28 protein-coding genes are annotated in these 23245 nt (G+C 66.6%); 11 read left to right on the top strand and 17 right to left on the bottom strand.

Going from position 1 to position 23245, the window contains the following annotated elements; translation table 11 throughout:
- Window position 1 precedes the first annotated feature (1 nt).
- Window positions 2-826, bottom strand: coding sequence for an SDR family NAD(P)-dependent oxidoreductase (locus DM992_RS32720; protein ID WP_111020228.1), 825 nt, complete (start codon window positions 824-826; stop codon window positions 2-4).
- Between the two features lies 1 nt (window position 827).
- Window positions 828-968 carry a hypothetical protein gene (locus tag DM992_RS43010; protein ID WP_162631684.1) on the bottom strand — a complete coding sequence of 47 codons (141 nt, stop codon included), beginning with the start codon at window positions 966-968 and terminating at the stop codon, window positions 828-830.
- Here DM992_RS43010 and DM992_RS43005 point away from each other — a divergent pair.
- Genes DM992_RS43005 through DM992_RS32705 form a run of 3 tightly spaced genes read left to right on the top strand, consistent with a single transcriptional unit; the run spans window position 958 to window position 2247 of the window.
- Window positions 958-1200 carry a hypothetical protein gene (locus tag DM992_RS43005; protein ID WP_162631781.1) on the top strand — a complete coding sequence of 81 codons (243 nt, stop codon included), beginning with the start codon at window positions 958-960 and terminating at the stop codon, window positions 1198-1200. The two genes, DM992_RS43010 and DM992_RS43005, sit on opposite strands and share 11 nt — an antisense overlap.
- 38 nt (window positions 1201-1238) lie before the next feature.
- Window positions 1239-1808 (top strand): alpha/beta hydrolase, encoded by a 570-nt coding sequence (locus tag DM992_RS32710; protein ID WP_239511394.1) that lies wholly within the window; start codon window positions 1239-1241, stop codon window positions 1806-1808.
- Between the two features lie 19 nt (window positions 1809-1827).
- Window positions 1828-2247, top strand: coding sequence for a DUF6331 family protein (locus DM992_RS32705; RefSeq protein ID WP_111020227.1), 420 nt, complete (start codon window positions 1828-1830; stop codon window positions 2245-2247).
- Here the strand turns inward: DM992_RS32705 and DM992_RS32700 are convergent.
- The gene (locus DM992_RS32700; RefSeq protein WP_111020226.1) at window positions 2244-2876 is read right to left on the bottom strand and encodes a LysE family transporter; all 633 of its coding nucleotides are present in this window, start codon (window positions 2874-2876) and stop codon (window positions 2244-2246) included. The two genes, DM992_RS32705 and DM992_RS32700, sit on opposite strands and share 4 nt — an antisense overlap.
- A gap of 116 nt (window positions 2877-2992) precedes the next feature.
- Between DM992_RS32700 and DM992_RS32695 the strand changes: the two genes are divergently transcribed.
- Entirely contained in the window at window positions 2993-3454 is a 462-nt protein-coding gene (locus DM992_RS32695) for an Lrp/AsnC family transcriptional regulator (protein WP_111020225.1), read from the top strand.
- A 114-nt stretch (window positions 3455-3568) separates the two neighbouring features.
- Here the strand turns inward: DM992_RS32695 and DM992_RS32690 are convergent, their stop codons facing one another.
- The 4 genes from DM992_RS32690 to DM992_RS32675 all read right to left on the bottom strand — a co-directional run bounded on the left by DM992_RS32690 (window position 3569) and on the right by DM992_RS32675 (window position 7392).
- A complete protein-coding gene (locus tag DM992_RS32690; RefSeq protein ID WP_111020224.1) occupies window positions 3569-4933 on the bottom strand; it encodes a collagen-like triple helix repeat-containing protein in 1365 nt (454 codons plus the stop codon).
- A gap of 373 nt (window positions 4934-5306) precedes the next feature.
- Window positions 5307-6098, bottom strand: a complete 792-nt coding sequence (locus tag DM992_RS32685; protein ID WP_111020223.1) for a DUF2182 domain-containing protein — start codon at window positions 6096-6098, stop codon at window positions 5307-5309.
- A complete protein-coding gene (locus DM992_RS32680) occupies window positions 6095-6739 on the bottom strand; it encodes a DUF1326 domain-containing protein (RefSeq protein WP_111020222.1) in 645 nt (214 codons plus the stop codon). The genes DM992_RS32685 and DM992_RS32680 overlap by 4 nt, the downstream gene beginning before the upstream one ends.
- 404 nt (window positions 6740-7143) lie before the next feature.
- Window positions 7144-7392, bottom strand: coding sequence for a hypothetical protein (locus DM992_RS32675; protein WP_111020221.1), 249 nt, complete (start codon window positions 7390-7392; stop codon window positions 7144-7146).
- A 136-nt stretch (window positions 7393-7528) separates the two neighbouring features.
- Here DM992_RS32675 and DM992_RS32670 point away from each other — a divergent pair, with 136 nt between their 5' ends.
- A complete protein-coding gene (locus DM992_RS32670; RefSeq protein WP_111020220.1) occupies window positions 7529-7936 on the top strand; it encodes a hypothetical protein in 408 nt (135 codons plus the stop codon).
- A 50-nt stretch (window positions 7937-7986) separates the two neighbouring features.
- Here DM992_RS32670 and DM992_RS32665 read toward each other — a convergent pair whose 3' ends face one another.
- The 5 genes from DM992_RS32665 to DM992_RS32645 all read right to left on the bottom strand — a co-directional run bounded on the left by DM992_RS32665 (window position 7987) and on the right by DM992_RS32645 (window position 11954).
- On the bottom strand, window positions 7987-8514 hold the full coding sequence (locus tag DM992_RS32665; protein ID WP_111020219.1) for a transferase hexapeptide repeat family protein: 528 nt from the start codon (window positions 8512-8514) through the stop codon (window positions 7987-7989).
- 2 nt (window positions 8515-8516) lie between these two features.
- Window positions 8517-9461 carry an FAD-binding protein gene (locus DM992_RS32660; protein ID WP_111020218.1) on the bottom strand — a complete coding sequence of 315 codons (945 nt, stop codon included), beginning with the start codon at window positions 9459-9461 and terminating at the stop codon, window positions 8517-8519.
- Window positions 9462-9477: 16 nt separating this feature from the next.
- Complete coding sequence (locus DM992_RS32655; protein WP_111020217.1) at window positions 9478-10227, bottom strand: electron transfer flavoprotein subunit beta/FixA family protein; 750 nt, start codon at window positions 10225-10227, stop codon at window positions 9478-9480.
- Window positions 10228-10265: 38 nt separating this feature from the next.
- Window positions 10266-11054 (bottom strand): SDR family NAD(P)-dependent oxidoreductase, encoded by a 789-nt coding sequence (locus DM992_RS32650; RefSeq protein ID WP_111020216.1) that lies wholly within the window; start codon window positions 11052-11054, stop codon window positions 10266-10268.
- Window positions 11055-11117: 63 nt separating this feature from the next.
- Window positions 11118-11954: an alpha/beta hydrolase gene (locus DM992_RS32645; RefSeq protein ID WP_111020215.1), complete on the bottom strand. Its 837-nt coding sequence runs from the start codon at window positions 11952-11954 to the stop codon at window positions 11118-11120.
- 138 nt (window positions 11955-12092) lie between these two features.
- Between DM992_RS32645 and DM992_RS32640 the strand changes: the two genes are divergently transcribed.
- The 6 genes from DM992_RS32640 to dmpG all read left to right on the top strand — a co-directional run bounded on the left by DM992_RS32640 (window position 12093) and on the right by dmpG (window position 18855).
- A complete protein-coding gene (locus tag DM992_RS32640; RefSeq protein ID WP_111020214.1) occupies window positions 12093-12872 on the top strand; it encodes an SDR family oxidoreductase in 780 nt (259 codons plus the stop codon).
- Between the two features lie 154 nt (window positions 12873-13026).
- Window positions 13027-14592 (top strand): DUF1302 family protein, encoded by a 1566-nt coding sequence (locus DM992_RS32635; protein WP_111020213.1) that lies wholly within the window; start codon window positions 13027-13029, stop codon window positions 14590-14592.
- Window positions 14593-14633: 41 nt separating this feature from the next.
- Window positions 14634-16016 (top strand): DUF1329 domain-containing protein, encoded by a 1383-nt coding sequence (locus DM992_RS32630; RefSeq protein WP_111020212.1) that lies wholly within the window; start codon window positions 14634-14636, stop codon window positions 16014-16016.
- A gap of 98 nt (window positions 16017-16114) precedes the next feature.
- On the top strand, window positions 16115-16897 hold the full coding sequence (gene dmpE / locus DM992_RS32625) for a 2-oxopent-4-enoate hydratase (protein WP_111020211.1): 783 nt from the start codon (window positions 16115-16117) through the stop codon (window positions 16895-16897).
- A 10-nt stretch (window positions 16898-16907) separates the two neighbouring features.
- On the top strand, window positions 16908-17807 hold the full coding sequence (locus DM992_RS32620) for an acetaldehyde dehydrogenase (acetylating) (RefSeq protein WP_111020210.1): 900 nt from the start codon (window positions 16908-16910) through the stop codon (window positions 17805-17807).
- A gap of 16 nt (window positions 17808-17823) precedes the next feature.
- Window positions 17824-18855 carry a 4-hydroxy-2-oxovalerate aldolase gene (gene dmpG, locus DM992_RS32615; RefSeq protein ID WP_111020209.1) on the top strand — a complete coding sequence of 344 codons (1032 nt, stop codon included), beginning with the start codon at window positions 17824-17826 and terminating at the stop codon, window positions 18853-18855.
- A 162-nt stretch (window positions 18856-19017) separates the two neighbouring features.
- On the opposite strand, the gene DM992_RS32610 is transcribed toward dmpG, so the two are convergent.
- From DM992_RS32610 to DM992_RS32590, 5 genes are all read right to left on the bottom strand, one after another.
- Window positions 19018-19266 (bottom strand): hypothetical protein, encoded by a 249-nt coding sequence (locus tag DM992_RS32610; protein ID WP_111020208.1) that lies wholly within the window; start codon window positions 19264-19266, stop codon window positions 19018-19020.
- Window positions 19263-20510 (bottom strand): alkaline phosphatase family protein, encoded by a 1248-nt coding sequence (locus DM992_RS32605; RefSeq protein WP_111020207.1) that lies wholly within the window; start codon window positions 20508-20510, stop codon window positions 19263-19265. Before DM992_RS32605 ends, DM992_RS32610 begins: the two co-directional genes overlap by 4 nt.
- Before the next feature lie 410 nt (window positions 20511-20920).
- On the bottom strand, window positions 20921-21184 hold the full coding sequence (gene infA, locus DM992_RS32600) for a translation initiation factor IF-1 (RefSeq protein ID WP_034180178.1): 264 nt from the start codon (window positions 21182-21184) through the stop codon (window positions 20921-20923).
- A gap of 473 nt (window positions 21185-21657) precedes the next feature.
- The gene (locus DM992_RS32595; protein WP_006483056.1) at window positions 21658-21861 is read right to left on the bottom strand and encodes a cold-shock protein; all 204 of its coding nucleotides are present in this window, start codon (window positions 21859-21861) and stop codon (window positions 21658-21660) included.
- A gap of 281 nt (window positions 21862-22142) precedes the next feature.
- On the bottom strand, window positions 22143-23222 hold the full coding sequence (locus DM992_RS32590; protein ID WP_111020206.1) for a Rieske 2Fe-2S domain-containing protein: 1080 nt from the start codon (window positions 23220-23222) through the stop codon (window positions 22143-22145).
- Window positions 23223-23245 lie beyond the last annotated feature (23 nt).

The raw sequence follows: 23245 nt of genomic DNA, 5'->3' as shown, positions 1-23245 counted from the left end.
GTCAGAACGACGGCAGCGACGGATCGCGTGCGGCGAGGATGTCGTCGGTGCGCCGCTGCAGCGCGCCGTCGATCGTCTCCGGTTGCGGAATCAGCCAGTAGCGCCCTTCGCAGATGCCGTCGAACGCCCGCTCGGCGAATGCGTCGGGCGTGAGCCCGTGCGCGTTCAGCATCGAGCGCATCGTATCGACGAAGCCGCGCACCGCGGGCCGGTCGTGCGCGGCGCCGAACGGATCGTTGAAGATGCCGGACTGCACGGGGCCCGGCGCGAGCAGCGACACGCCGACCGGCGCGCCGAGCATCTTCAGCTCTCCGTACAGCGATTCGGTCAGCGCGACCACCGCGAATTTCGTCGCCGAATAAGGCGACATCAGTGGGCTCGGCAGGAAGCCGCCGATCGACGCGGTATTCACGACCCGCGCCGGCACGTTGCGTTCGAGCATCCGCGGCACGAAGCTGCGGATCCCGTTCAGCACGCCGTGCACGTTGATCGCGAAGCTGCGCTCGAATCGCTCCGCCGTGATTTCCCAGCTGAAGCCGGTTGCCATCACGCCCGCGTTGTTGAACAGCAGGTCGACGCCGCCGAAGCGCCGCCATGCGGCTTCCGCGAGTGCGTCGACGGCTTCCGGCAGGCTGACGTCGGTTGGCACGCACAGCACGTCGGTGTCGAGCGTCGAGGCGAACGCGTCGAGCTTCGCCGGATCGAGATCGGCCAGCACGACGCGCATGCCGAGCGAGGCCGCGTGGTGCGCGAGCCCGCTGCCGATACCGCTGGCCGCGCCGGTGATCACGGCGGTGCCGCCGTCGAAGCGAATCGAATTCGTCATGTCAGAGTCCTGTCGGGTCGGTGTGGGGATGCGCGTACGCGGGAATCGCCGGCGGCGGCAGCGACATGCGGCCGATGCCGCGGCTCGCGCCGGTCACGAGTGCGCACTTGCCCGCGAGGATCGCGGTTCGGGTGTCGGTCATCACGTCTCCTGATTTGAGTACGGGCCGTTCAGCCCGCGATATCCGCAACATGCAGCACGGGCCGGGTTTTCGCGTCGCCCGTTTGAACGAGATCGAGCGCCCGTGCCGCCTGTTCGAGCGGGAAACCGTCGAAGCACGGCACGCGCAATGCGCCGACCGAGCCGGTTCAGGCGAACGGCCGGCGTCGACGAGTGACGCGATGCGGAGCGCCCACAACATGGCGGCACACTGATCTTCGGGGGCGGCGACGCGTGCCGCGCCGGTGCGCAGATGCAGGCAGACCGGCTCGGCATGCGATGCTACGGCGTCGACTACCGCCTGCCGCCTGAGCACCCGTATCCGGCCGCGCTCGACGATTGCATCGCGGCGTATGTGTATGTGCTCGAACGCTTTGCGCCGGAAAACATCGTCGTCGGCGGGCGCTCCGCCGGCGGCAATCTCGCCGCCGCGATGGTTCTACTGTCGCCCGAAGCCGACTTGACGGAATCCGGCGACAGCTTCGAGACCAACCGGCTCGTCGATGTCGTGCTGCCCGCGTCGCTGATGTCGAACAACCTGCTCTACGCGAACGGCGCCGATCTCGCGCTCCCGTATCTGTCGCCGCTGTTCGGCGATTTTTCCGCCGGCTTTCCACCGACGTTCTTCCAGAGCGGCACGCGCGACCTGTTCCTGTCGAACGCCGTGCGCATGCATCGCGCATTGCGGCGCGCGCAGGTGCCGACCGAGCTTCACGTGTTCGACGGGATGCCGCACGGCGGCTTCATGGGCGCGCCAAAGGATATGGAGCTGAGCCAGGAGATCGCACGCTTCGTGCATGCGCATTTGCGGGCGTCGAATTGAACCCGCTGAGGATCGAACGATGAACGGAAAGCCGCACAAGGACGACATCAGCATCGGCCAGGATCGCCGGATCGAATTTGGTAATCTGGCGGACGGCCAGGGGCAGGCAGTCGCGATCGATCCGTATCTCGCGACGGTCATGCCGTTGATCGACGCACTGGAGACGTATTGCGTCGCCGCATGCTGCGGCATCGACGCGTTCGGTTTCCGGCCGGACGAGATCGCGGTTGCGGTGGGCACGTGGCATCACGATGCGCTGGAGCGGCTCGCCGACGACCTGCTGTCGGTCCAACATGCGATCGAAGCACTGCCGGCCGATATCGTCGTCAGCACGCGAATGAACCAGTATTGTCGGAAAGCCGTGATGCTCGAACTGCTGGCGCATCTGCGGACGGCTGTCGACAACATCCGGTCGAACGGCACTGCCCCGCTCGCCTAGATGACCCCGCGCACGCCCGCGACCACCTGGATCGCGCCGAATGCCGCGACAACGACGGCCGACACGCGCGACAGCCCGTGCATGAACGCGAACGACATCTTCGTGCGCAGCGCGGCGGTCGCGCCGCTCAGGCACAGCCACCAGGTCGCGGAACCGATGAACACGCCGGCGACCATCAGCGACACGGCCGGCCACATCGTACCTTCCCGCGCGCCCGACAACGGGCCGAGCGCCGCGAAAATCCCGACGAACGACAGGATCGTCATCGGGTTCGACAGCGTGAGGCCGAACGTCGTCAGGAAATCGCGCAGGACGGTCGTGCGCGGCAGGTCGTGTTGCAGCGTCGACGCGGCCGGCGCCTGGCGCGCGATGGTCCACGCCAGCCACACGAGGAACGCGCCGCCGCCGATCTTCAGGCCGACGGTCAGCATCGGGAATGCGGTGACGATGCCCGCGATGCCCAGCGCGCCGAGCAGGCCGTAGATCGCATCGGCGCACGCGGCGCCGACACCCGTCGCGAACCCTGCCTGAAAGCCGCGGCTCAGGCTGCGTTGAATGCACAGCATGCCGATCGGGCCGACCGGCACCGCGATCGACAGCCCCATCACGACGGACTTGATGAACAGCATCGCCTGCTCCTTGCGACATGCAACGGGTTGAACAGGCATCGTAGGGAAAATCCGGTCACCGCTGAATGCTGTTTTTAAGGAAAAATGGCCGTTCCGCCTTAAAAAATCCCGCCGCGATGGACGATCTGGACTGGAAGATACTCGCACTGTTGCAGGCCAACGGCCGCATCAGCTATACGGAGCTGGCCCGCCAGGTTCACCTGTCGGTGCCGGCGGTGACGGAACGCGTGAAGCGCCTTGAAACGGCCGGCATCATCGAGGGCTACACGGCCCGGATCAACCCGGCCGCGGCCGGCTATCCGGTGAGTGCGCTGATCGGCATCACGGTGCCCCAGCCGGCGAAAGCGAAATTCCTCAAGTTGCTGGAGACGATTCCCGAAGTCGTCGAATGCCATCACGTGACGGGCGCCGACTCGTATGTCATGCGGTTCGTCGCCACCAGCATGAGCCACCTCGAGCAGCTGATCGAACGCATCAACCTGTACGGTGAAACGCGCACATCGATCGTGATGTCGACGCCGCTGCCGGCGCGCGGGCTGGCACGGCCGCCGTCGAAGTTCGACGACGGCCGCAAGTAGCTGGCCGGGTTTTCATGGCCGACCGACGGATCCCGGCCTGAACCTTTGGCGGCCGATGCCGGCCGTCATTCGGTCATTCGACCGTTTGCCTGTGCGACGTTCGGCGCCGATCGGTTATTTGCCGACCGCGCCGCCGAGCAGGCCGCCCACCAGCGACGTCACCGGCGCGAGCGGATTACCCGTACCGCCTAACGGCGTGGTGCCGCCCGTGCCGGTCGCGGAACCGTCGTGCACGGCCGCCGGCATGCCGCCGACCACGCTCGTCACCAGGCCGGCGATCGGCACAGCGCCGTTCGCGCCGCTCGGGTTCACGAGACCGCCCACGTTGGTCACCGTATTCCCGACTGCACGGACGAGGTCACCGACACCGCCGACGACCGGCTGCGGCGACGTAGACGTCACCTTCCATCCGGCGGACGTGATTGCGCTGCCGACCTGCCCGAGCAGGCCGGCGACCGGCTGGCCGAGGCCGGTTGCCGTGCCGACCTGTTGCGTGAGTTGGCCTGCTGTCGTCACAAGCGGGGTGATCGCCGTGCCGAGCGCCTGCGTCGCCTGCTGGACCGGGCCCGACGAAAAGGCCGAGCCGAGCATGGTGCCGCCCGACTTCAGACCGCCGGCCACCGTGTCGAGCAGGCCGCCGACCGGTGTCGTGATCGGCGCCAGCGGCGACAACGGGCCGGAACCGAGCGCCTTAACCGTTTCGCCGAGACCGCTAACCGGATTGCTGGTCGAGCCGACGATGGTGCCGAGGCCGGCGACGGTTCCGCCGACCGGGTTCGGCGTGAAGCCGATCTGGCCGATGCCGTTGCTCACGGCGTTCGACGCATCGCGGACGATCGTGCCGACGCCGGTGACCGTGTCGGCCGGCCCGGCGGTCACGCCCTTGCTGACGCCGCCCGGCAGGCTCACGCCCCCGAGCGTGGCGCCCGCGTCCAAGACGACCGCGCCGACGGAGCTGACGATGCCGTTCGTGCCGGGCGTGCCGCTCGTTCCGCTGGTGCCGCCGATTCCGCTGGTGCCGCTGGTGGTGCCGCTTGTTCCGCTTGTTCCGCTTGTTCCGCTTGTTCCGCTTGTTCCGCTTGTTCCGCTTGTTCCGCTTGTTCCGCTTGTTCCGCTTGTTCCGCTTGTTCCGCTTGTTCCGCTTGTTCCGCTTGTTCCGCTTGTTCCGCTTGTTCCGCTTGTTCCGCTTGTTCCGCTTGTTCCGCTTGTTCCGCTTGTGCCGCTTGTGCCGCTTGTGCCGCTTGTGCCGCTTGTGCCGCTTGTGCCGCTTGTGCCACTGGTTCCGCTTGTTCCGCTTGTGCCACTGGTTCCGCTCGCGCCGCTAGTACCACTGGTTCCACTCGTGCCACTCGTACTCGTCCCGATGTTGTTACCGGCAAGCTTCGGCGCCGTGACGTCACCGCCGCCGCACGCTGCCAGCGCACACGCCGCGGCAATGGCGGCGAGCGCAACGTTCGCCTTGATGAAATTATTTTGCATGGAAGTCCCCGTCAGCTATTCAGCGCGACCCTTCCAGCAAGCATCTACCGTGCCATCTTCATCGACTTCGTTAACAATTCCGCAACCGAGCCGCGGCGGCCTTGCCGGCGGCACTTTCCGGCACGACGCATCGCACGCGGGCCCGGCCCTGCCGTTCGATCCGCCGTCGCGTCCCCGCGACACCGACGTAACACCTGCCTTGCGTTACGTAGCATGAGCGATGAAAACCGGCCGCTACCGCGCCTCGCTTGCTCCGGCCCCGGCACCTCGCGCATGCCGCCGCGTCATCGAAAGTCTCCCGTTACCTCGAAGACGCTTCCGCTGCGTGTGGAAGTCGCGCATCGCGAACGACTTGCGAACCCGGATGCCCCGTTCAAACGATCAACGTCACACCGGCCCAGGCGATCAGCACGACGCCCAGCACGCGCCCGACAAGATCTCCACCTGGCAGGATTTTTTCCGCGAACACGAACAGCGACAGCGCGGCAATCCAGACGACATTCATCACGCCGCCGACGAACAGCAGCGCCATCAGCAACCAGCAGCAGCCCACGCAATACGTGCCGTGGCGCGCGCCGAGCAGGAAACTGCCGGCGACGCCCGGACGCCAGTGCGCGACCAGAAAACCGGCCGGCGCGCGGCATTGCCGAAGGCACGCGCGTTTCAGCGGCGAGAATTGATAGAGCCCGGCCAGCGCGAGAACGACAGCGGAAAGCACGGCGCTCTTCGACCACAGCATCATTGCGGAGATCAGCCCGGCCGGCTGCAGCAGCGCCTGAAGCAACGCCGCGCCGATCGAGAACGCGAGCCACGCGGCCAGATAACCGGCCAGCAGCGACACCGACGTGAACGCGGCACCCGAGCCGTCCACGCCGCGATGCCGCAGCACGCGCCGGTATAGCATCACGAGCGGCGCCGCGCTGGGCGTCATCATCGCGATCATCATCACCCACCACATCGCGATCACGGTCGGCAGCGACGGATCCATGCTGCCCACGCCGGCCGCCAGTCGATGCGGAAAGAGCGCGACCGTCGTCATCTCCAGCGCCGACATGCCGGTTCCCGCGCCCGTCCACAGATAGAACCAGCACGCGCCGACGAGCGCGGCCATGCCGAGCAGCGTGACGACGCGCTCGCGCCCAAGCCAGGTGCCGAACGGAGTCATGCCGCGGCGCGATGCCGGATCAGCCCGTGATTGTTCATGTGCAGCCGCGCGAACTGCGCGTAGGTTCCGTCGAGATTCAACGCGATGTTGCCTTGCGAGCGCCCCGTGCCCGAACCGATCTCGGCAAGCTCGTATTCGAAACCGTTCGGCAGGTCGATCCGCACGCGATGCTCGGCGCCCGTCACCGGGTTAAGAATCGGATCGCCCGCGACGTCGAACACGCCGTCGACATGAATCCGGCCGCGCCGCGCGTCGACATCGACGTCGAAATCGATCTTCGTGAAGATCGGCTCGAACGCCTGCTCGAGCGTCGACGCGAATACCGAGAACATCGTCGAAAACGGATCGGTATCCTGACCGGTCATGATCTTCAGCACCGCTTCGCGCTGTGCCGGGCTGGCGCGCTCGTCGACGATCGGCTGGCACTTGCCCTTGCCTTCGTGGATCGGCCCCGGCCACTGAAACACGACCGCGATCCTGACGCCGTCGAGCACCACGTCGCCGTAGTGGCCGCTGTCGATCGAAATCGCGCCCATCGCTTCGCAATTGCCGTTGGTCGGCAACGCACTGAACTGGCACGGACAACCGTATGAGCAATTGCAACTGATCAATTCGGTGCCCTGAATCTCCCACGGAGTCATGACTCCACCTCGCGCTCGGTGACATGTGAACGCTTCGAATCTAGTGCACGGCACAGGGGAAATCAAAGCCGGAATGGTCGCCCGCTTCAACGCGCGAAACCCGTGCGTTCCGGTCTCACGCGCGACGTTCCGAATTGCTCGACGAGGGCGGTTCCGGCCATCGTCGTCGCACCCGGATCTCACACGAACAACGACGCGACGATCGCACACCACACGGCACTCGCGCCGCACGGAAACACGCACCGAGAATCGCCACGATCTCTTCCGCCGACAGCAGCTCGCGAGTTCATTCCCGGCTCGCACGGATCGGGAACGGCTTCGCCGCCCGCCAGCGAATACGCGTAGTCACGGATTGACAGAGTCGATTCGATAGAGCGCCACGTTGCAGACACGGGTGTCGCTCGTTAACCCGGCTTTCTCGCCGCCTGTGCGACGGCCACCCAGCCCATCACGGCGCCGGCGACCCAGCAACACGTGACCAGCAGGTCGAGATCCATCCAGCCTTCGAAATTCGCGCTGTTTTCGAAACTGCAGCGGTGATGGCCCCTGACCCATACGCAGCCGCTGACGAACTGCTGAATGTGCATGTAGACGTTGAAAACCGCAAAGGCGGAGGCAATGACGGCGACCCGCAGGCGTATGCTCGTTTTCATTGGCGCTGAAGGCGTGGGATGAACTGCTGCCGATCTTAAGCCAACGGCGGCGTATCACGCAATCGATCCGGTATCGTCCCGATTGCCTGGCGGGCACAAACGATACGCAACATCGCAAGAACAACGGAGAACACCCGTGACGAAGCAGGACACCATCGCACTGATCGTCGATCCCGGAAGTGGCGAGCGGATTCGCGATATCGCCGCCATCGCATCGCACACGTGGGTCGTGACGAGTCCCGCGAACGATGCAGCGGTCACACAGATCCGGAATGCGTCACCGGCCCTGCCCGGACAAGTCGTCGAAGGTGGCGTGACCACGTTCCTGCGATATGGCAGCGATCGCGAAAGCTGGTGCGCCGGAATACTGCATGCCGTGGACGATCACCACAACAAGGAGATGCATCGAGATGGCTATGCGATTCTGGACGTCTACGGCACACCGCTTTCGGAGTGCCTCCAGCAAGCATTGTCCGCACTCGGATTTTCAGGCTTTACGTCGACGGCGGAAGGGTTCCGCGCGATCAAGCGCGAGTCGACATGAGCGACGGCCGGCCTGCGCGCGCGACGAAACCCCGTCGGCCGTCGCCCCGCTCACCCGTCAACCCGCCTGATCGTCCTCAAACAATCCGCCGCCAACTGCTGATAAATCCGCGTGCCGTTCGCCTTCGCGTCGATCTCCGCGTCGCTCAGCCGCCGCACGACACGCCCCGGCACGCCCGCGAGCAGCACGCCGCGCGGCACGTCGGCCCCGGCCTTCACGAACGCGCACGCGGCGACGATCGTCGTCGCGCCGATCGTTGCGCCGTCCATCACGACCGCGTTCATCCCGATCATCGTGTCCGGTTCGAGCGTCGCGCCATGCACGATCGCGCCATGGCCGACGTGACTGTTGACTCCGAGCCGGCACGTCTCGCCGATCCCGACATGCAGCACGCAGCCGTCCTGCACGTTGCTGCCGTCGTCGACGACGATCGTGCCGAAGTCGCCGCGCAGGCTAGCATGCGGGCCGATATAGCAGCGCGCGCCGATCGTCACGTCGCCGATCACGACCGCGCTCGGGTCGACATACGCGGACGGATCGACGCACGGCCGCATCCCGTTGAATTCGAACAGCGGCATCGTCAGAGCGCCGCGACCGCTTCCGGCACAAGCGTGAACAGGTCGCCGACGACACCGTAGTCGGCCACGCTGAAGATCGGCGCTTCCGGGTCCTTGTTGATTGCGACGATCACTTTCGAATCCTTCATGCCGGCCAGATGCTGGATCGCGCCGGAGATACCGACCGCGATATACAACTGCGGCGCAACGATCTTGCCGGTCTGGCCGACCTGGCAGTCGTTCGGCACGTAGCCCGCATCGACCGCCGCGCGTGATGCGCCGAGTGCGGCCTGCAGCTTGTCGGCCAGCGGCTCCAGCACCAACGCGAAGTTCTCGCCGCTGCCGAGGCCGCGGCCACCCGAAACGACAATGTTCGCGCCGGTGAGCTCCGGACGGTCCAGCTTAGTCATTTCACGGCTCAGGAACCGCGATACGCCTGCATCTGCCGCCGCTTCGATCTTCTCGACCGCTGCGCTGCCACCTTCCGCCGAAACCGGATCGAAACCTGTTGCGCGCACCGTGATGACCTTGATCGGGTCGCTCGACTGCACCGTTGCAATCGCGTTGCCCGCGTAGATCGGGCGTTCGAACGTATCAGCCGAGACAACCGCCGTGATCTCGGAGATCTGCGCGACATCCAGCTTCGCGGCGATGCGCGGTGCGATGTTCTTGCCGTAGGCCGTGGCCGGCGCAACGATGTGCGAGTGGGCCTTCGCGACGTTCATCACCGTCGCTTCGACGTTCTCGGCCAGACCTTCGGCCAAGTGCGGCGCGTCGGCCAGCAGCACCTTCGAAACACCTGCGATCTTCGCTGCGGCGTCTGCCGCTGCCTGTGCGTTGTGTCCCGCAACCAGCACGTGAATGTCGCCGCCGCCCGCTGCACCGAGCGCCTGAGCCGCCGCCACGGCATTCAACGTCGCGGCCTTGATCGACGCATTGTCGTGTTCCGCAATTACCAGAATCGTCATTTCGTCGCGTTCCCTGTTACAGCACCCTGGCTTCGGTCTTCAGCTTCCCGACCAGTGTCTGCACGTCCGGCACCTTCACGCCGGCCGCACGCTTCGGCGGCTCGTTCACCTCGAGCACCTTCACACGCGGCGTCACATCCACGCCAAGGTCATCGGGCTGCACGACTTCCAGCGGCTTCTTCTTCGCCTTCATGATGTTCGGCAACGTCACGTAGCGCGGCTCGTTCAAACGCAGGTCAGTCGTGACCACCGCCGGCAACGTCAGCAAAAGCGTTTCCGCGCCACCGTCGACTTCCCGCGCAACCGTCGCACGACCATCGGCGATCACCACCTTCGACGCGAACGTCGCCTGCGGCATACCCGCAAGCGCAGCCAGCATCTGCCCGGTCTGGTTCGAATCGTCGTCGATCGCCTGCTTGCCGAGGATCACGAGCGAAGGCTGCTCCCGGTCGACCAGCGCCTTCAGCACCTTCGCGACGCCGAGCGGCTCGGCACCTTCATTCGATTCGACCAGGATCGCGCGATCCGCGCCGATCGCCAGCGCCGTGCGCAACGTCTCCTGCACCTGCGAAACACCTATCGACACGGCCAGCACCTCGGTCACGACACCGGCCTCCTTCAAGCGCACGGCTTCTTCCACCGCGATCTCGTCGAACGGGTTCATCGACATCTTCACGTTCGCGATGTCGACGCCCGTCCGGTCGGATTTCACGCCGACCTTCACGTTCGCGTCGACCACGCGCTTCACTGCCACGAGCACTTTCAACTGCCTGTCTCCTGTTCCGTTGCGCTTACCGTGCTGCGTCAGCGTGCGGTAAACCCGCCGTCGATCACGAGCTCCGCGCCGGTCACGTAACGGCCGGCCGGCGACACGAGATACAGGATGCCGGCCGCGATGTCGCGCGGGCTGCCGATCTTCGCCAGCGGCACGTTCGTCTGCATGTACTCGAATGCGCGATCGGGGTCCTGCCCCATCTGGCGGAACGCGTCCTCGAGCATCGGCGTGCGGATATAGCCGGGGTGTACCGAGTTCGCGCGGATGTTCTTCGCCGCATACAGCATCGCGTCGACCTTCGCCATCATCCGCACCGCGGCCTTCGACGCGTGATACGCGGGCACGTCGGGGCCGCCGACGATCCCGTACATCGACGACAGGTTCACGATCGACCCGCCGCCGGCCGCGTCGATATGCGGAATCGCCGCGCGCGTGCACAGAAACACGCCGTTGACGTTCACGTCCTGCACGCGCTGCCATTGCGCGAGCGTGAGTTCGTGCGTCGGCACGTTGTGCCCCTCGATGCCCGCGTTGTTCACGAGCACGTCGAGGCGCCCGAAGCGCGCGACGATCTCGCCGAACACGCGCGACACGTCGGCCTCGTGCGTCACGTCGAGCGACCAGAACGCGGCCTGGCCGCCTTGCGCGCGAATCTCCCCGACCAGCGCTTGCGCCGGCTGCGACAGCACGTCGAGGATCGCGACGCTCGCGCCGGCCGCCGCCAGCGTGCGCGCCGTCTCCGCGCCGATGCCGCGCGCGCCGCCGGTGATCGCGGCCACCTTGCCGCGCAGGTCGAACAGTTCTTCGATGAGTTTCATCTTGTCTCCAGGTATTCAGGCGGGCCCGCCCGCTTGCGGGACGACCTTCAATCGCATCCGGCGTTATCGCGTGTTCCGCGCCGCAAGAAAATCAAGGCATTCCCGATTGAAGTAATCGGCGTGCTCCACCATCACCCAGTGGCCGCACCGGTTCATCAGCACGAAGCGCGCGTCGCGGCAGCGTTCGAGGAACTTCAGCGCGCCGCAGACCGGATTGAAGCGGTCATCCGTGCCCCAGAAGCCGAGCACCGGGCTGCGCAGGTCGCCGAGCGCGTCGGTCAGGTTCGGCACGCTCATCGTCGACAGCACTTCGGTCGGCTGTTCGACGCACACCTTCATCCGCTCGGCAACGAGCGCATCGGTGACGATCGCCGGGTCGTGCACGAGCAGCGTCAGCAGCTCGCGCATCGTGTCGTCATTCATCTGGCGATTGGTGAACAGCTTCACCATCCGCTGGATGCCTTCCATCCGGAAATAGGTGTCGCGATCCTCGACGCCGCCCGGCGCCATCATGATCAGCCCGTCGACCTCGTCCGGATAGTCGAGCGCGTATTTGAGCGCGATCGCGCCGCCGAGCGAGTTGCCGAGCAGCACGGCCGGCCCGATCCCTAGCGCGGCAAGCTGCGCATGCAGCGCGCCGACGAAGAAATCGAGCGTATAGGCGACGTCCGACGGCTTCGACGACTGCCCGTAGCCGGGCAGGTCGACGACGATCGCGCGGAAGCCCGCGGCCGCGAACGCGGGAACGTTGTGCTTGAAGTTGCTGAAACCGCTGGCGCCCGGCCCGCTACCGTGGATGAACACCACCGGCCGGCCCTCGCCCGCTTCGTAATGGTGCAGGCGCAAGCCGCCCGGTACGTCGGTGAAGATGCCGGCCGGCGGCGGCGTGAGGGTCGTCATCGCGGGTTGTCTCCTTCGTCGTTCGATGGATGCCTGCCACGATGATTGCGCCGCCGGCGCCGGCCGGCATCATCCTTTCAGACTACGAAGCCGCGCGCGCTTCTTCCTATCATCGGCCCACCGAAACGGAGGCTGACGATGAGCGGATTCGACTACAGCGGCAAGACGGTGCTCGTGACGGGCGGCACCAAGGGCATCGGGCGGCGCATCGCCGAACGATTTCTCGCGGCAGGGGCGCGCGTGTTCGTCTGCGGACGCAGCGCGCCCGACACGCCGCCTTCGGACGGTGGCCGCACGGCCGCGTTCGTCGCGGCCGACCTGCGCGACATCGAGCAGGTCGACGCGATGCTCGCGGCGATCCGCGATACGGCCGGCGGCGTCGACGTGCTCGTCAACAACGCGGGCGGCTCGCCGTTCGCGCTCGCGGCCGACGCGTCGCCGCGCTTCACCGAATCGATCGTGCGGCTGAACCTGATCGCGCCGCTGCAGCTTGCGCAGCGCGTCAACGCGATCATGCAGCCGCGGCCCGAAGGCGGCGTGATGCTGTTCATCGCGAGCGTCAGCGCGTCGCGGCCGTCGCCCGGCACGGCCGCGTACGGCGCCGCGAAAGCGGGCCTCGTCAACGCGGTCGCGTCGCTCGCGGTCGAGTGGGCGCCGCGCGTGCGCGTGTGCGCGATCAGCCCGAGCCTCGTGCAGACGGAATCGGCCACCGAAGGCCACTACGGCGACGACACAGCGCTCGACGCGATCCGCGCGACGATTCCCGCCGGGCGGCTCGCGACGCCCGACGACGTCGCATCCGCATGCCTGTTCCTCGCGTCGTCCGACGCGTCGTACGCATCGGGCGCGAACCTGCGGCTCGACGGCGGCGGCGAGCGGCCGGCGTTCCTGTCCGCCGCGCAGGCGGCCACGCGTTGATACATGCACTGCAAGCGTTGCGAAACCAATCGTTTCCAGTCCTAGGGAAGTCATCTAGTTCATTTCGACGATTCCGTGCTACCGCGATCTCCCTACTCTGCCTCTCAAGACAACACATAGTCGACCGTCGTCGATACCCCCAAGAGGAGACACCATGCATCAACGGATTTCGCGTCGTACCGGCAAGCGAGCAACCGCCACGCTGTCGACGCTGGCCGCCGCGCTGCTGACGTGCGCCGTTCCGGCCGCGCACGCCGGCAGCACGATCGAGCTTGGCGCCGACACGACGCTGGACTATACGTTCACGCTCAGTTACGGCCTCGGCATGCGCACGCGCGCGCCGAGCGGCAATCTGCTGACACCGGCGAACATCAACGGCGACGACGGCGACCGCAACTTCGCGAAGAACAAGCTGATCGAGAACCAGGTCAGCCTGCTCGGCGAAGTGAACCTGAAGCACGACGACTGGGGCGTGTTCGTCCGCGCGGACACGTTCTACGACCAGGCGTACCACCGCCCGAACTACAACGATGCACCGGGCACCGTGAACCAGTCGGGCCGGTACAACAACTTCACGAGCGACGCGCGCTACTGGTCGGGCGGCCACACGACGCTGCTCGCCGCGTATGCGTACAACACCTTCCACATCGGCTCGACGAGCCTGAACGTGAAGGTCGGCGACCAGGTTGTCGCGTGGGGCGAAAGCCTGTTCTTCCCGAACATCGCGGGCGCGCAGGGCCCCGCCGACGCGACCAAGTCGTATATGGCCGGCGCCGAGGTGAAGGACATCCTGCTGCCCGTGCCGCAGATCTCGACGCAGTGGCAGATCACGCCGAACTTCAGCCTGCTCGCGTACTACCAGTTCGCGTTCAAGGAGAACCGCCTCACCGCGCCGGGCACCTACTGGAGCTATTCGGACGTGGTGGGCCCGGGCGCACAGTTCATCATCGGCCCGGGCGGGATGATCATTCCGCGCGGCGCCGACGAGAAGCCGAGCGCGCGCAACCAGTGGGGGATCGGCGCGCGCTTCCGCGTGCTCGGCGACACCGAGATCGGCCTGTACCACCTGCACTACAACGACATGAACCCGAGCGTCGTCACGACGTACTTCCCGACGCTCCAGTACCAGCAGACCTACTTCAACAACATCAAGCTGACCGGCGCGAGCTTCTCGACGCAGGTCGGCCCCGTGAACGTCGCGGGCGAAGTGTCGTACCGCCAGGGCGCGGCCGTGCTCGTCAATACGGCGACGGGCCCGCAGTCGACGCGCGCGAACGTGCTGCAGACCAACCTGTCCGGTATCTACTCGATCGGGCCGAGCTTCCTCGCGAACTCGCAGTCGCTGATCGGCGAACTCACGTACGTGCACGCGGGCAGCATCTCGGAGCAAGGCGGGTCGACTACGCTCGCGAATTCGCGCAATGCGCTCGCGATGGAGATCGCGTGGACGCTCAGCTACAAGAACGTGTTCAACGGCTGGGATCTCGACGTGCCGCTGACCTACACGCACGACCTGACGGGCACGTCGCCGCTCGCCGGCGCGCTCGGCTCGCTGACGGGCCAGGGCGACCATCGCGTGACCGCCGGCGTGACCTTCACGCGCCTGAGCAACCTGCAGCTGTCGCTCGTCTACGCGAAGTTCCTCGGTTCACCGAACCCCGCCACGCGGCCGCTCGCCGATCGCGACTACGTGCTGGCGACGGCGACCTACCACTTCTGAGCGGCCCGGCCGCTCGTCACTCAGCAAGAAGAGGATTAGTCATGAAACGAATTCGTCTCCCCCTCCTGCGCGCGTCGGTGATGGCCGCTTGCGCACTCGTCGCGACGGCATCGTTCCCGAAGGTCACGCCGGACGACCTGAAGGCGCTCGACGGCCCGCTGACGCCGATGGGCGCGATGCGCGCCGCGAGCAAGGACAGCAGCGTGCCCGAGTGGTCGGGCAAGTGGCTCGGCACGCCGCCCGACGTGCAGTACAAGCGCGGCGGCCGCTACCCCGATCCGTTCGCGAACGAAAAGCCGGTCGCGACGATCACCGCGGAAAACATGGCGCAGTACGCCGAGCACCTGACCGACGGCCAGAAGGCGATGTTCAAGCGCTATCCGGCCACATTCAAGATCATCGTCTACCCGAGCCACCGCGACTTCCGCTACCCGGATGCCGTCTACAAGGACATCCGCGCATACGCGCCCGAATCGATGATGACGTCCGACGCGAACGGCCTCACGAACGCGCCGCCGACGGTGCCCTACCCGATCCCCAAGACCGCCGCCGAACTGCTGTGGAACCAGCGCTTCTCGTCGTCGATCGGCACCGAGCAGGCCACCTACGACCAGGCGGTCGTGTACTCCGACGGCAACATCGCGTGGGGCAAGGTGCGCTACGACATCTACTCGCCGCGCAACGTCGGCAAGTACGACGTAAAGAGCGACCTGAACAACCGCACGTACTACCGCAACGCGACGGAGCTGCCGCTGTCCGACCGCGGCTCGCTGATCGTCGGCTTCACGAACTGGGACAAGGCCGGCGCGGACAACTCGTCGCGCACGTGGATGTACAACCCCGGCACGCGGCGCGTGCGCCAGGCGCCCGAATACGGCTATGACCAGCCGCAGGGCCCGGGCGGCTTCCGCACGGTCGACGACGACCGCCTGTACAACGGCCCCGGCGACCGCTACGACTGGAAGATCGTCGGCAAGCGCGAGATCTACGTGCCCTACGACAACTACAAGGTGATGGACAGCTCGCTGAAGTACGGCGACCTGCTGACCAAGGGCCACGAGAACCCGGCATATATCCGCTACGAGCTGCATCGCGTGTGGGTGCTGCAGGCGACGCTGAAGAGCGGTTATCGCCACCAGTACGCGAAGCGCGTGCTGTACATCGACGAGGATTCGTGGCAATCGCTGCTCGCGGACAACTACGACGCGCGCGGCCAGCTCTGGCGCACCAACGTCGCGACGTCGCTGTACGCGTATGACGCGAAGGTCTTCTACCCGAGCGTCGTGTTCTTCCACGACCTGATCTCGGGCGCGTACATGGCCGACCGCCTGACAAACGAAGGCCCGATGCCGAAGCTCGACAACAGCCCGCAGTTCAACGAGGCGTACTTCTCGCCGGATGCGATCCGCAGTTCGGGCAACTAACTGACCGACGCGGCATGCCCGCGCTCCACGCGCCGGAGCCCCGCTCCGGCGCACGACGCCGCCCGCGACGGCGGCCTTTTCCATTCGAGGGCCCTTTCATGTCTTCCCGCCTGCATACGACGCTCGGCGACGAGCTGTACGCCGCATGGCACGCGCGTGCGCCGGTCGCGCCGCTGTCGAGCCGCCCGCGCCGGCTGTCGCTCGACGACGCGTACCGCATCCAGCAGCGCTTCGTCGAACGCCGCGTCGAACAGGGCGAAGCGGTCGTCGGCAAAAAGATCGGCGTGACGAGCCAGGCCGTGCAGGACATGCTGAACGTGCGCCAGCCCGATTTCGGCATCCTGCTGTCCGGCATGCACTACGCGGCCGGCGACGCGATTGCCGCCGACTCGCTGATCGCGCCGCGTGCCGAGGGCGAGATCGCGTTCATCCTCGCGCGCGACCTGCGCGGCCCCGGCATCGACCGCACCGACGTGATCGCCGCGACGGCCGCCGTCGCGCCCTGCTTCGAGATCGTCGATTCGCGCATCCGCGACTGGGCGATCCGCATCGAGGACACCGTCGCCGACAACGCGTCGTGCGGCGTGTACGTGCTCGGCGATGCACGCGTCGACACGCGCACGCTCGATCTCGCCGCGTGCGAGATGACGATCGAGAAAAACGGCAAGCCCGTCGCGCAAGGAAGCGGCGACGCGGCGCTCGGCCACCCCGCCGATGCGGTCGCGTGGCTCGCGAACACGCTCGCCGCGTACGACGTGCCGCTGCTTGCCGGCGAGATCGTGCTGTCCGGCTCGCTCGCGAAACTGATTCCGGTCACGGCCGGCGACGCGCTGTCGATGCATATCTCCGGCATCGGCGGTTGCGACGTCCGCTTTATCTAAAGGAACCCAGATGAAGAAAATCAAATGCGCACTGATCGGTCCCGGCAACATCGGCACCGACCTGTTGTACAAGCTGCGCCGCTCGCCGGTGCTCGAACCCGTGTGGATGGTCGGCGTCGATCCGGCGTCGGACGGCCTCGCGCGGGCGCGCGAGTTCGGCCTGAAGACCACCGACAACGGTGTCGACGGGCTGCTGCCGCACGTGGCCGCCGACGACATTCGCATCGCGTTCGACGCGACGTCCGCCTACGTGCACCGCGACAACTCCGACAAGCTCACCGCGCTCGGCGTGAAGATGATCGACCTGACACCCGCCGCGATCGGGCCGTACTGCGTGCCGCCGGTGAACCTCGACGCGCATCTCGACAGCGCGCAGACGAACGTGAACATGGTGACCTGCGGCGGCCAGGCAACGATCCCGATGGTGTATGCGGTGTCGCGCGTGCAGCCGGTCGCGTACGGCGAGATCATCGCGACCGTGTCGTCGCGTTCGGTCGGCCCCGGCACGCGCAAGAACATCGACGAATTCACGCGCACGACGTCCGGCGCGATCGAACAGGTCGGCGGCGCGCGCAAGGGCAAGGCGATCATCGTGATCAACCCGGCCGAGCCGCCGCTGATCATGCGCGACACGATCCACTGCCTGACCGACGGGCCGCCCGACGTCGACGCGATCACCGCGTCCGTACACGCGATGGTCAAGGAAGTGCAGCGCTACGTGCCCGGCTACACGCTGAAGAACGGCCCGGTGTTCGACGGCAATCGCGTGTCGGTGTTCATGGAAGTCGAGGGGCTCGGCGACTACCTGCCGAAATACGCGGGCAACCTCGACATCATGACCGCCGCCGCGGCCGCCACGGCCGAGCGTTTCGCCGAACAGATGCTGGCCGCGACGGCCGCCACCGCTTGAGACGAGGAGCCACGCGATGTTACTTGCAGGCAAGAAGATCACCGTCCACGACATGTCGCTGCGCGACGGGATGCACCCGAAGCGCCACCAGATCACGCTCGACCAGATGCGCAACATCGCGCGCGGGCTCGACGCAGCCGGTGTGCCGCTGATCGAGGTCACGCACGGCGACGGGCTCGGCGGCGCGTCGGTCAACTACGGTTTCCCCGCACATACCGACGAGGCGTACCTGAGTGCCGTGATTCCGGAGCTGAAGCAGGCCAAGGTGTCGGCGCTGCTGCTGCCCGGCATCGGCACCGTCGAGCACCTGCGCATGGCGCACGCGCTCGGCGTCGGCACGATCCGCGTCGCGACGCACTGCACCGAGGCCGACGTGTCGGAACAGCACATCGGCCTCGCGCGCACGCTCGGGCTCGATGCGGTCGGCTTCCTGATGATGGCGCACATGTCGTCGCCCGAGCAGCTGGTCGTGCAGGCGAAGCTGATGGAATCGTACGGCGCGAACTGCATCTACATCACCGATTCAGCCGGCCACATGCTGCCCGACGACGTGACCGCGCGGATCGGCCAGGTGCGCGACGCGCTGAAGCTGGAGACGGAACTCGGCTTCCACGGCCACCACAACCTCGCGATGGGCGTCGCGAACTCGGTCGCGGCGGTCGCTGCCGGCGCGAACCGGATCGACGCGGCAGCGGCCGGCCTCGGCGCCGGCGCGGGCAACACGCCGATGGAAGTGTTCGTCGCGGTATGCGACCGGATGGGGATCGAGACGGGCGTCGACGTGTTCGCGATCTCGGACGTCGCCGAGGATCTCGTCGTGCCGATCATGGACGCACCGATCCGCCTCGACCGCGATGCGCTGACGCTCGGCTATGCGGGCGTCTACTCGTCGTTCCTGCTGTTCGCGAAGCGCGCGGAGGCGAAGTACGGGATTCCCGCGCGCGACATCCTCGTCGAACTGGGCCGGCAGCGGCTCGTCGGCGGCCAGGAGGACATGATCGAGGATGCGGCGCTGACGATGGTGCGGGCGCGGGAGATTGCGGCGTAACCGAATGCCGCCGGCATCCGTCCGGAAGCGGTGTGAACGGGGCGCAAGCCCCGCATTCTTTTGACGGGTGGACGCGTGCAGCGCGGCAGCCCGTGTGACGCGTCGCGGCCTCGCTCACCCCGGCACCGGCTTCACCCGCCCCAACCGCTCGCCGCCCCCCCGTCAGCGATGCTTCCCGCCGTGCCTGCGCCGCCGATGCTCCGCGCGCGCCTGCTGCAGCACCGGCATCAGTTCCTCGATGTATTGCCGCGCCTGCCCGCGCGTCACGATCTCGCTGAAGCGCAGATGGGCGTTGTCGTGGCCGACCAGCGCCGCATGCGCTTTCTTCAGGATGTGCAGATAGGCAATCAGGCTCGTGCCGTCGTGCACGGGCAGCGCGTCGCGCGGGTCCGGGTCCGGGGTCGTGCTCATGATCCAATCCTTTGCGGGCAGTCGGTGCGGCAGGTGGTCGTCACGAGCGCCAGCAGGTCGTTGGCGAGGCGGTCGCGGTCGGTCAGCGGCGCGAGGCCGAACAGCCGCTCGAGCGTCGCGGCGACCGACGCATGATCGTACGGCGTGTGGTCGACCTGCCCGGCCGCGACCCACGGCGAAATCACGATCGCCGGCACGCGCACGCCATACACGTCGAAGCCGAAGCCGCTCGCATTCAGCGTCGCGGCCGCGCCGTCGTTCGGCGGCGGCGCGGCGCCCGGCCTGACCGAATCGTAGAAGCCGCCATGCTCGTCGTAGACGATCACGAACAGGCTGCTGTTCCATACCGGCGAATTGCGGATCGCGTTGTACACGCGCGCGGCGAGCTGGTCGCCGCCGGCCAGCCCGTCCATCGGGTGTTGCGAGCTGCCGTTCCGGTAGGTGCCGTGCACGATGTCGCCGTAGCCGGGCTCGATGAACGTGTAGCGTGCCGTGTAGCCGGCCGCGAGATCGGCCTCGAAGTGCGCGAGATCGTCGACGTCGACGAAGCTGATGCCCTTCAGCGACGCGACCTGCGGCACGTGGCCGAGCGGATCGCCCGACTGATCCTGGTAGATGCGCCAGTTGTCGTCGCCGAGCGCGCCGAAGATCGAACCCTTCGGATAGCGGAAGCCGTCGAACGCCTCCCACCCGCCCATTTCTTCCCTGGTCGGCGAATGGTCGAGCCCGGCCGACGACGCGCCGTGCAGGAAGAAGCGGTTCGGCCAGGTCGGCCCCGGCATCGACGCATGCCACGCGTCGCACAGCACGAACGCATTCGCGAGCGCGTACAGCGACGGCGCCTGCGTCCGCACGTCGGCGCCCTGCATGATCCTGCCCGCGTCGGCCGGCTGCGGCGGCGTGCCTTCGGAATGCGACGTCGCGTAGTTCGACACGAACCCCGAATTGACGACGGGCGGATAAGCCTGCCCTTTCACGAACGGCACGCCCGCGCCGCAGAGCTGTTCGAGCACGTCGGTGAATTCGTGGCACGGGTCGGTCGGCATCCGGTCGGGCGCACCGCCGCCGAACGGATAGACCGCGCCGCCGTACGCGTTGCTGTCGCCCGGCGACGCGGCGACGATGTCGGCGATGCCCGACAGCGCGAACAGGTGATCGAACGAGCGGTTCTCGAGCATCAGCACGAACACGTGCTGGATGCGATCCTGAACCGGTGGGGATGCGGGGGCTGCGTCTGCACTCATGGCGCCTCCTGGCGTCGCGCGACGAATGTCCGGCTGGCACGGTCGCGGGAGCGCTGAAAGCGATTGAAAGCAAACGAAAGGCGATACAGCGTGCGCGGGCCGCGAATCGCCGACGAGTGTACGACCGCGCCGGCATCCGCGTAAAGCGACGCACAGTGCGTGCGCAGCATGCGTGTTCAACCGGCGGCCGACGTGGCAGGCCGACGCAATGCGCACCGAATCGGTGAGGACGGGGGAAAACGACGATCCGAACCGGGCGGTTCGATCGGAGATGCAACTTGGGGTCGTCACGACGTGACGACACGACCGGCGACCGGCGAACGGCACGACCCGTGCCGTCCATCCGGTTCATCCGGCCGCATGGCCGGACGGGAGTCGATCGGCGCGGTGCTGCGCGCGATCCTGGCCGCTTAGCGGCGCGGCCCGCTGTTGCGCTGCGGACGCGGCGAATTCGCGTCCTTGTGACGGAAGTTGATGCGGCCCTTGGTAAGGTCGTACATCGACAGTTCCAGCGTCACGCGGTCACCCGCGAGAATGCGGATGTGGTTCTTGCGCATGCGGCCCGACGCGTACGCGCCCACCACGACGCCGTTTTCCAGCGTGACACGGTATTTGCTGTCCGGCAGCACTTCGTCGACGATTCCGTCCAGTTCCAGCAGTTCTTCTTTTGCCAAACCAATTCCTCCAGACAAGGTGATTGACCGCGGCCGCGGCGATCTGCCCGGCGCCGTTTCCCGCAACGGGACGGCGGCCGGCAGGCTGCCGGGTATCGGTTCGTTCAGACGGGCCACGGGCCTGTCTTGCGATCGGAGCCCGGCGCGTTGCGGCGTTCGGGCGGTCGGTGGCGGCGGCGCGATGAGCGCCGCGCAAGTAGTCGGGACCGCGCCGGCTGCTACGGCATGGCGGCGGTCTGCTCGGGTTGATGCGTTAAAGCGGTGATGCGCTGGCGATGCGGCGCTCGCTTCGCGAGGGCGTTGTGTCGCACGCGGGTCACGCATGCGATGGGGAGGCGTCACGACCGATGCATCGTGAATGTCGCGATGCATCGGTCGTGCGCATCGGAACGCGCAGGCCGCCGGAACAGCGGCGCCCCGCGCGAAACTCCATCCGGCACCCGCCGCCGATCGGCGGCCGATGCCGATGCGACTTACTGCGGCGTGATGTTCGACGCTTGCAGACCCTTCGGGCCGCGCTTCACTTCGAAGCTGACCTTCTGGCCTTCGGCCAGGGTCTTGAAGCCCGTGCCGCGAATTTCCGAGAAATGGGCGAACAGATCGTCGCCGCCGTTGTCCGGGGAGATGAAACCAAAGCCCTTGGTTTCGTTGAACCACTTGACGGTACCGGTATCCACAAATACTTCCTTAATACGAATAATTGAACATGCGCCCGCGACGGGCACAGAAAGAATCAAAGAGGGAGAGACCAACGACCGCCGCACGGAGTGCGGCCAATGATGAGCAATCGAACTTCTTGAAGACTTCGGTCACGGACACTACGCTGTAGCGGCCGTTCCGTCAAGCCATTTCGGTGCGACGCGCACGCACGGGCGCCGCGCGCGCCTTATGCGGCGGGTGTTGCCGGCCGAAGGGGCCTGTTTCGATGCGCCCCTGTTTTCGGCCGGTCCGCCGGCTTTTACCGCGGCTCGAACACGTGATGCAGCGCCGGCGGCGTGCCGCCTTCGCGAATCTGCATTTCGAACACCTTGCGCGCGACGCTCGTCGGCCGCACGTCGGCCACGTCCAGATAGAACTGCGAATACCAGTCGCGCATCTGGTACAGCGGGCCGTCGCCTTCGCACAGCAGCGGGTTGTCGATCCGCGTCTTGCTGTGCCAGATGTCGACGTCCTCGTAGAACGCGCGCTGCGCTTCCTTCACGTACGCGTTCGCGACCTCCAGGTTCTGTTCGTCGGTAAGCCCGGCCACCTTCTTCACGATCACGCCGTAACGCAGCTCGAAGCTGTTCATGTCGATCGGCACGTGGCAGTTCAGCAGCACCGAATGGATCGGCTGCCCGTTGCTCTGCCCCGTCATCTGCGTGATGTGCACGGCCGGCCCGAAATACGTCGACAGCGCGGTCAGGCTGTCGCCGCCGAGCTTCTCGCTGCGGCCGACCATCAGCTGCGTCGCCTTGTGATCCTCGAACAGGTTCGCGAAATAGTCGATCGGCGCGCGGTGCACGGTCGCGAAGTGCGCGACGTCCGAGATGTTGTCGACCAGTTCGCGGCAGTTGGCCTGGATCACCATCTTGTCGACGACCCAGTCCGACCATTCACCGGAGAAGCACACGTCCAGGCGCGGAATCGCGACATCGGCTGGCGGCGCATTGCCTTCCGGGTCGTTCCACACGAACAGCAGGTTGTTTTCCTCGCAGGTCGGCCATGCGCCGATGCGCGCCTTCGGCGGAATCCGCTTGCAGTACGGGATCGATGCGCACTGCCCTGCGCCGCTCCAGGCCCAGCCGTGAAACGGGCACACGAGGTTGTCGCCGTCGACCGTGCCGAGGCTCAGGTCGGCACCCATGTGCGGGCAATACGCGTCGACGACGTTGATCTTGCCGGTCGAATCGGCAAACGCGGCAAGCTTGCGGCCGAACACGTTCAGCGTGTGCGGCTTGCCGTCCTTGTAGTCGCGGGCGAGCCCGAGGCAGTGCCAGCCGCGTGCATAGCGCTGCGCGAGCGGCTGGGCTTCGATCTTGTAGGGGCGTGCGGACATGGGGGGTCTCCTTGTTGACGCGC

The sequence above is a fragment of the Burkholderia sp. JP2-270 genome (assembly GCF_003233675.1).
Taxonomy (GTDB): Bacteria; Pseudomonadota; Gammaproteobacteria; order Burkholderiales; family Burkholderiaceae; genus Burkholderia; species Burkholderia pyrrocinia_C.
Note: the sequence above shows the minus strand (reverse complement) of the source record. Positions and strands in the feature narration are given on the sequence as shown.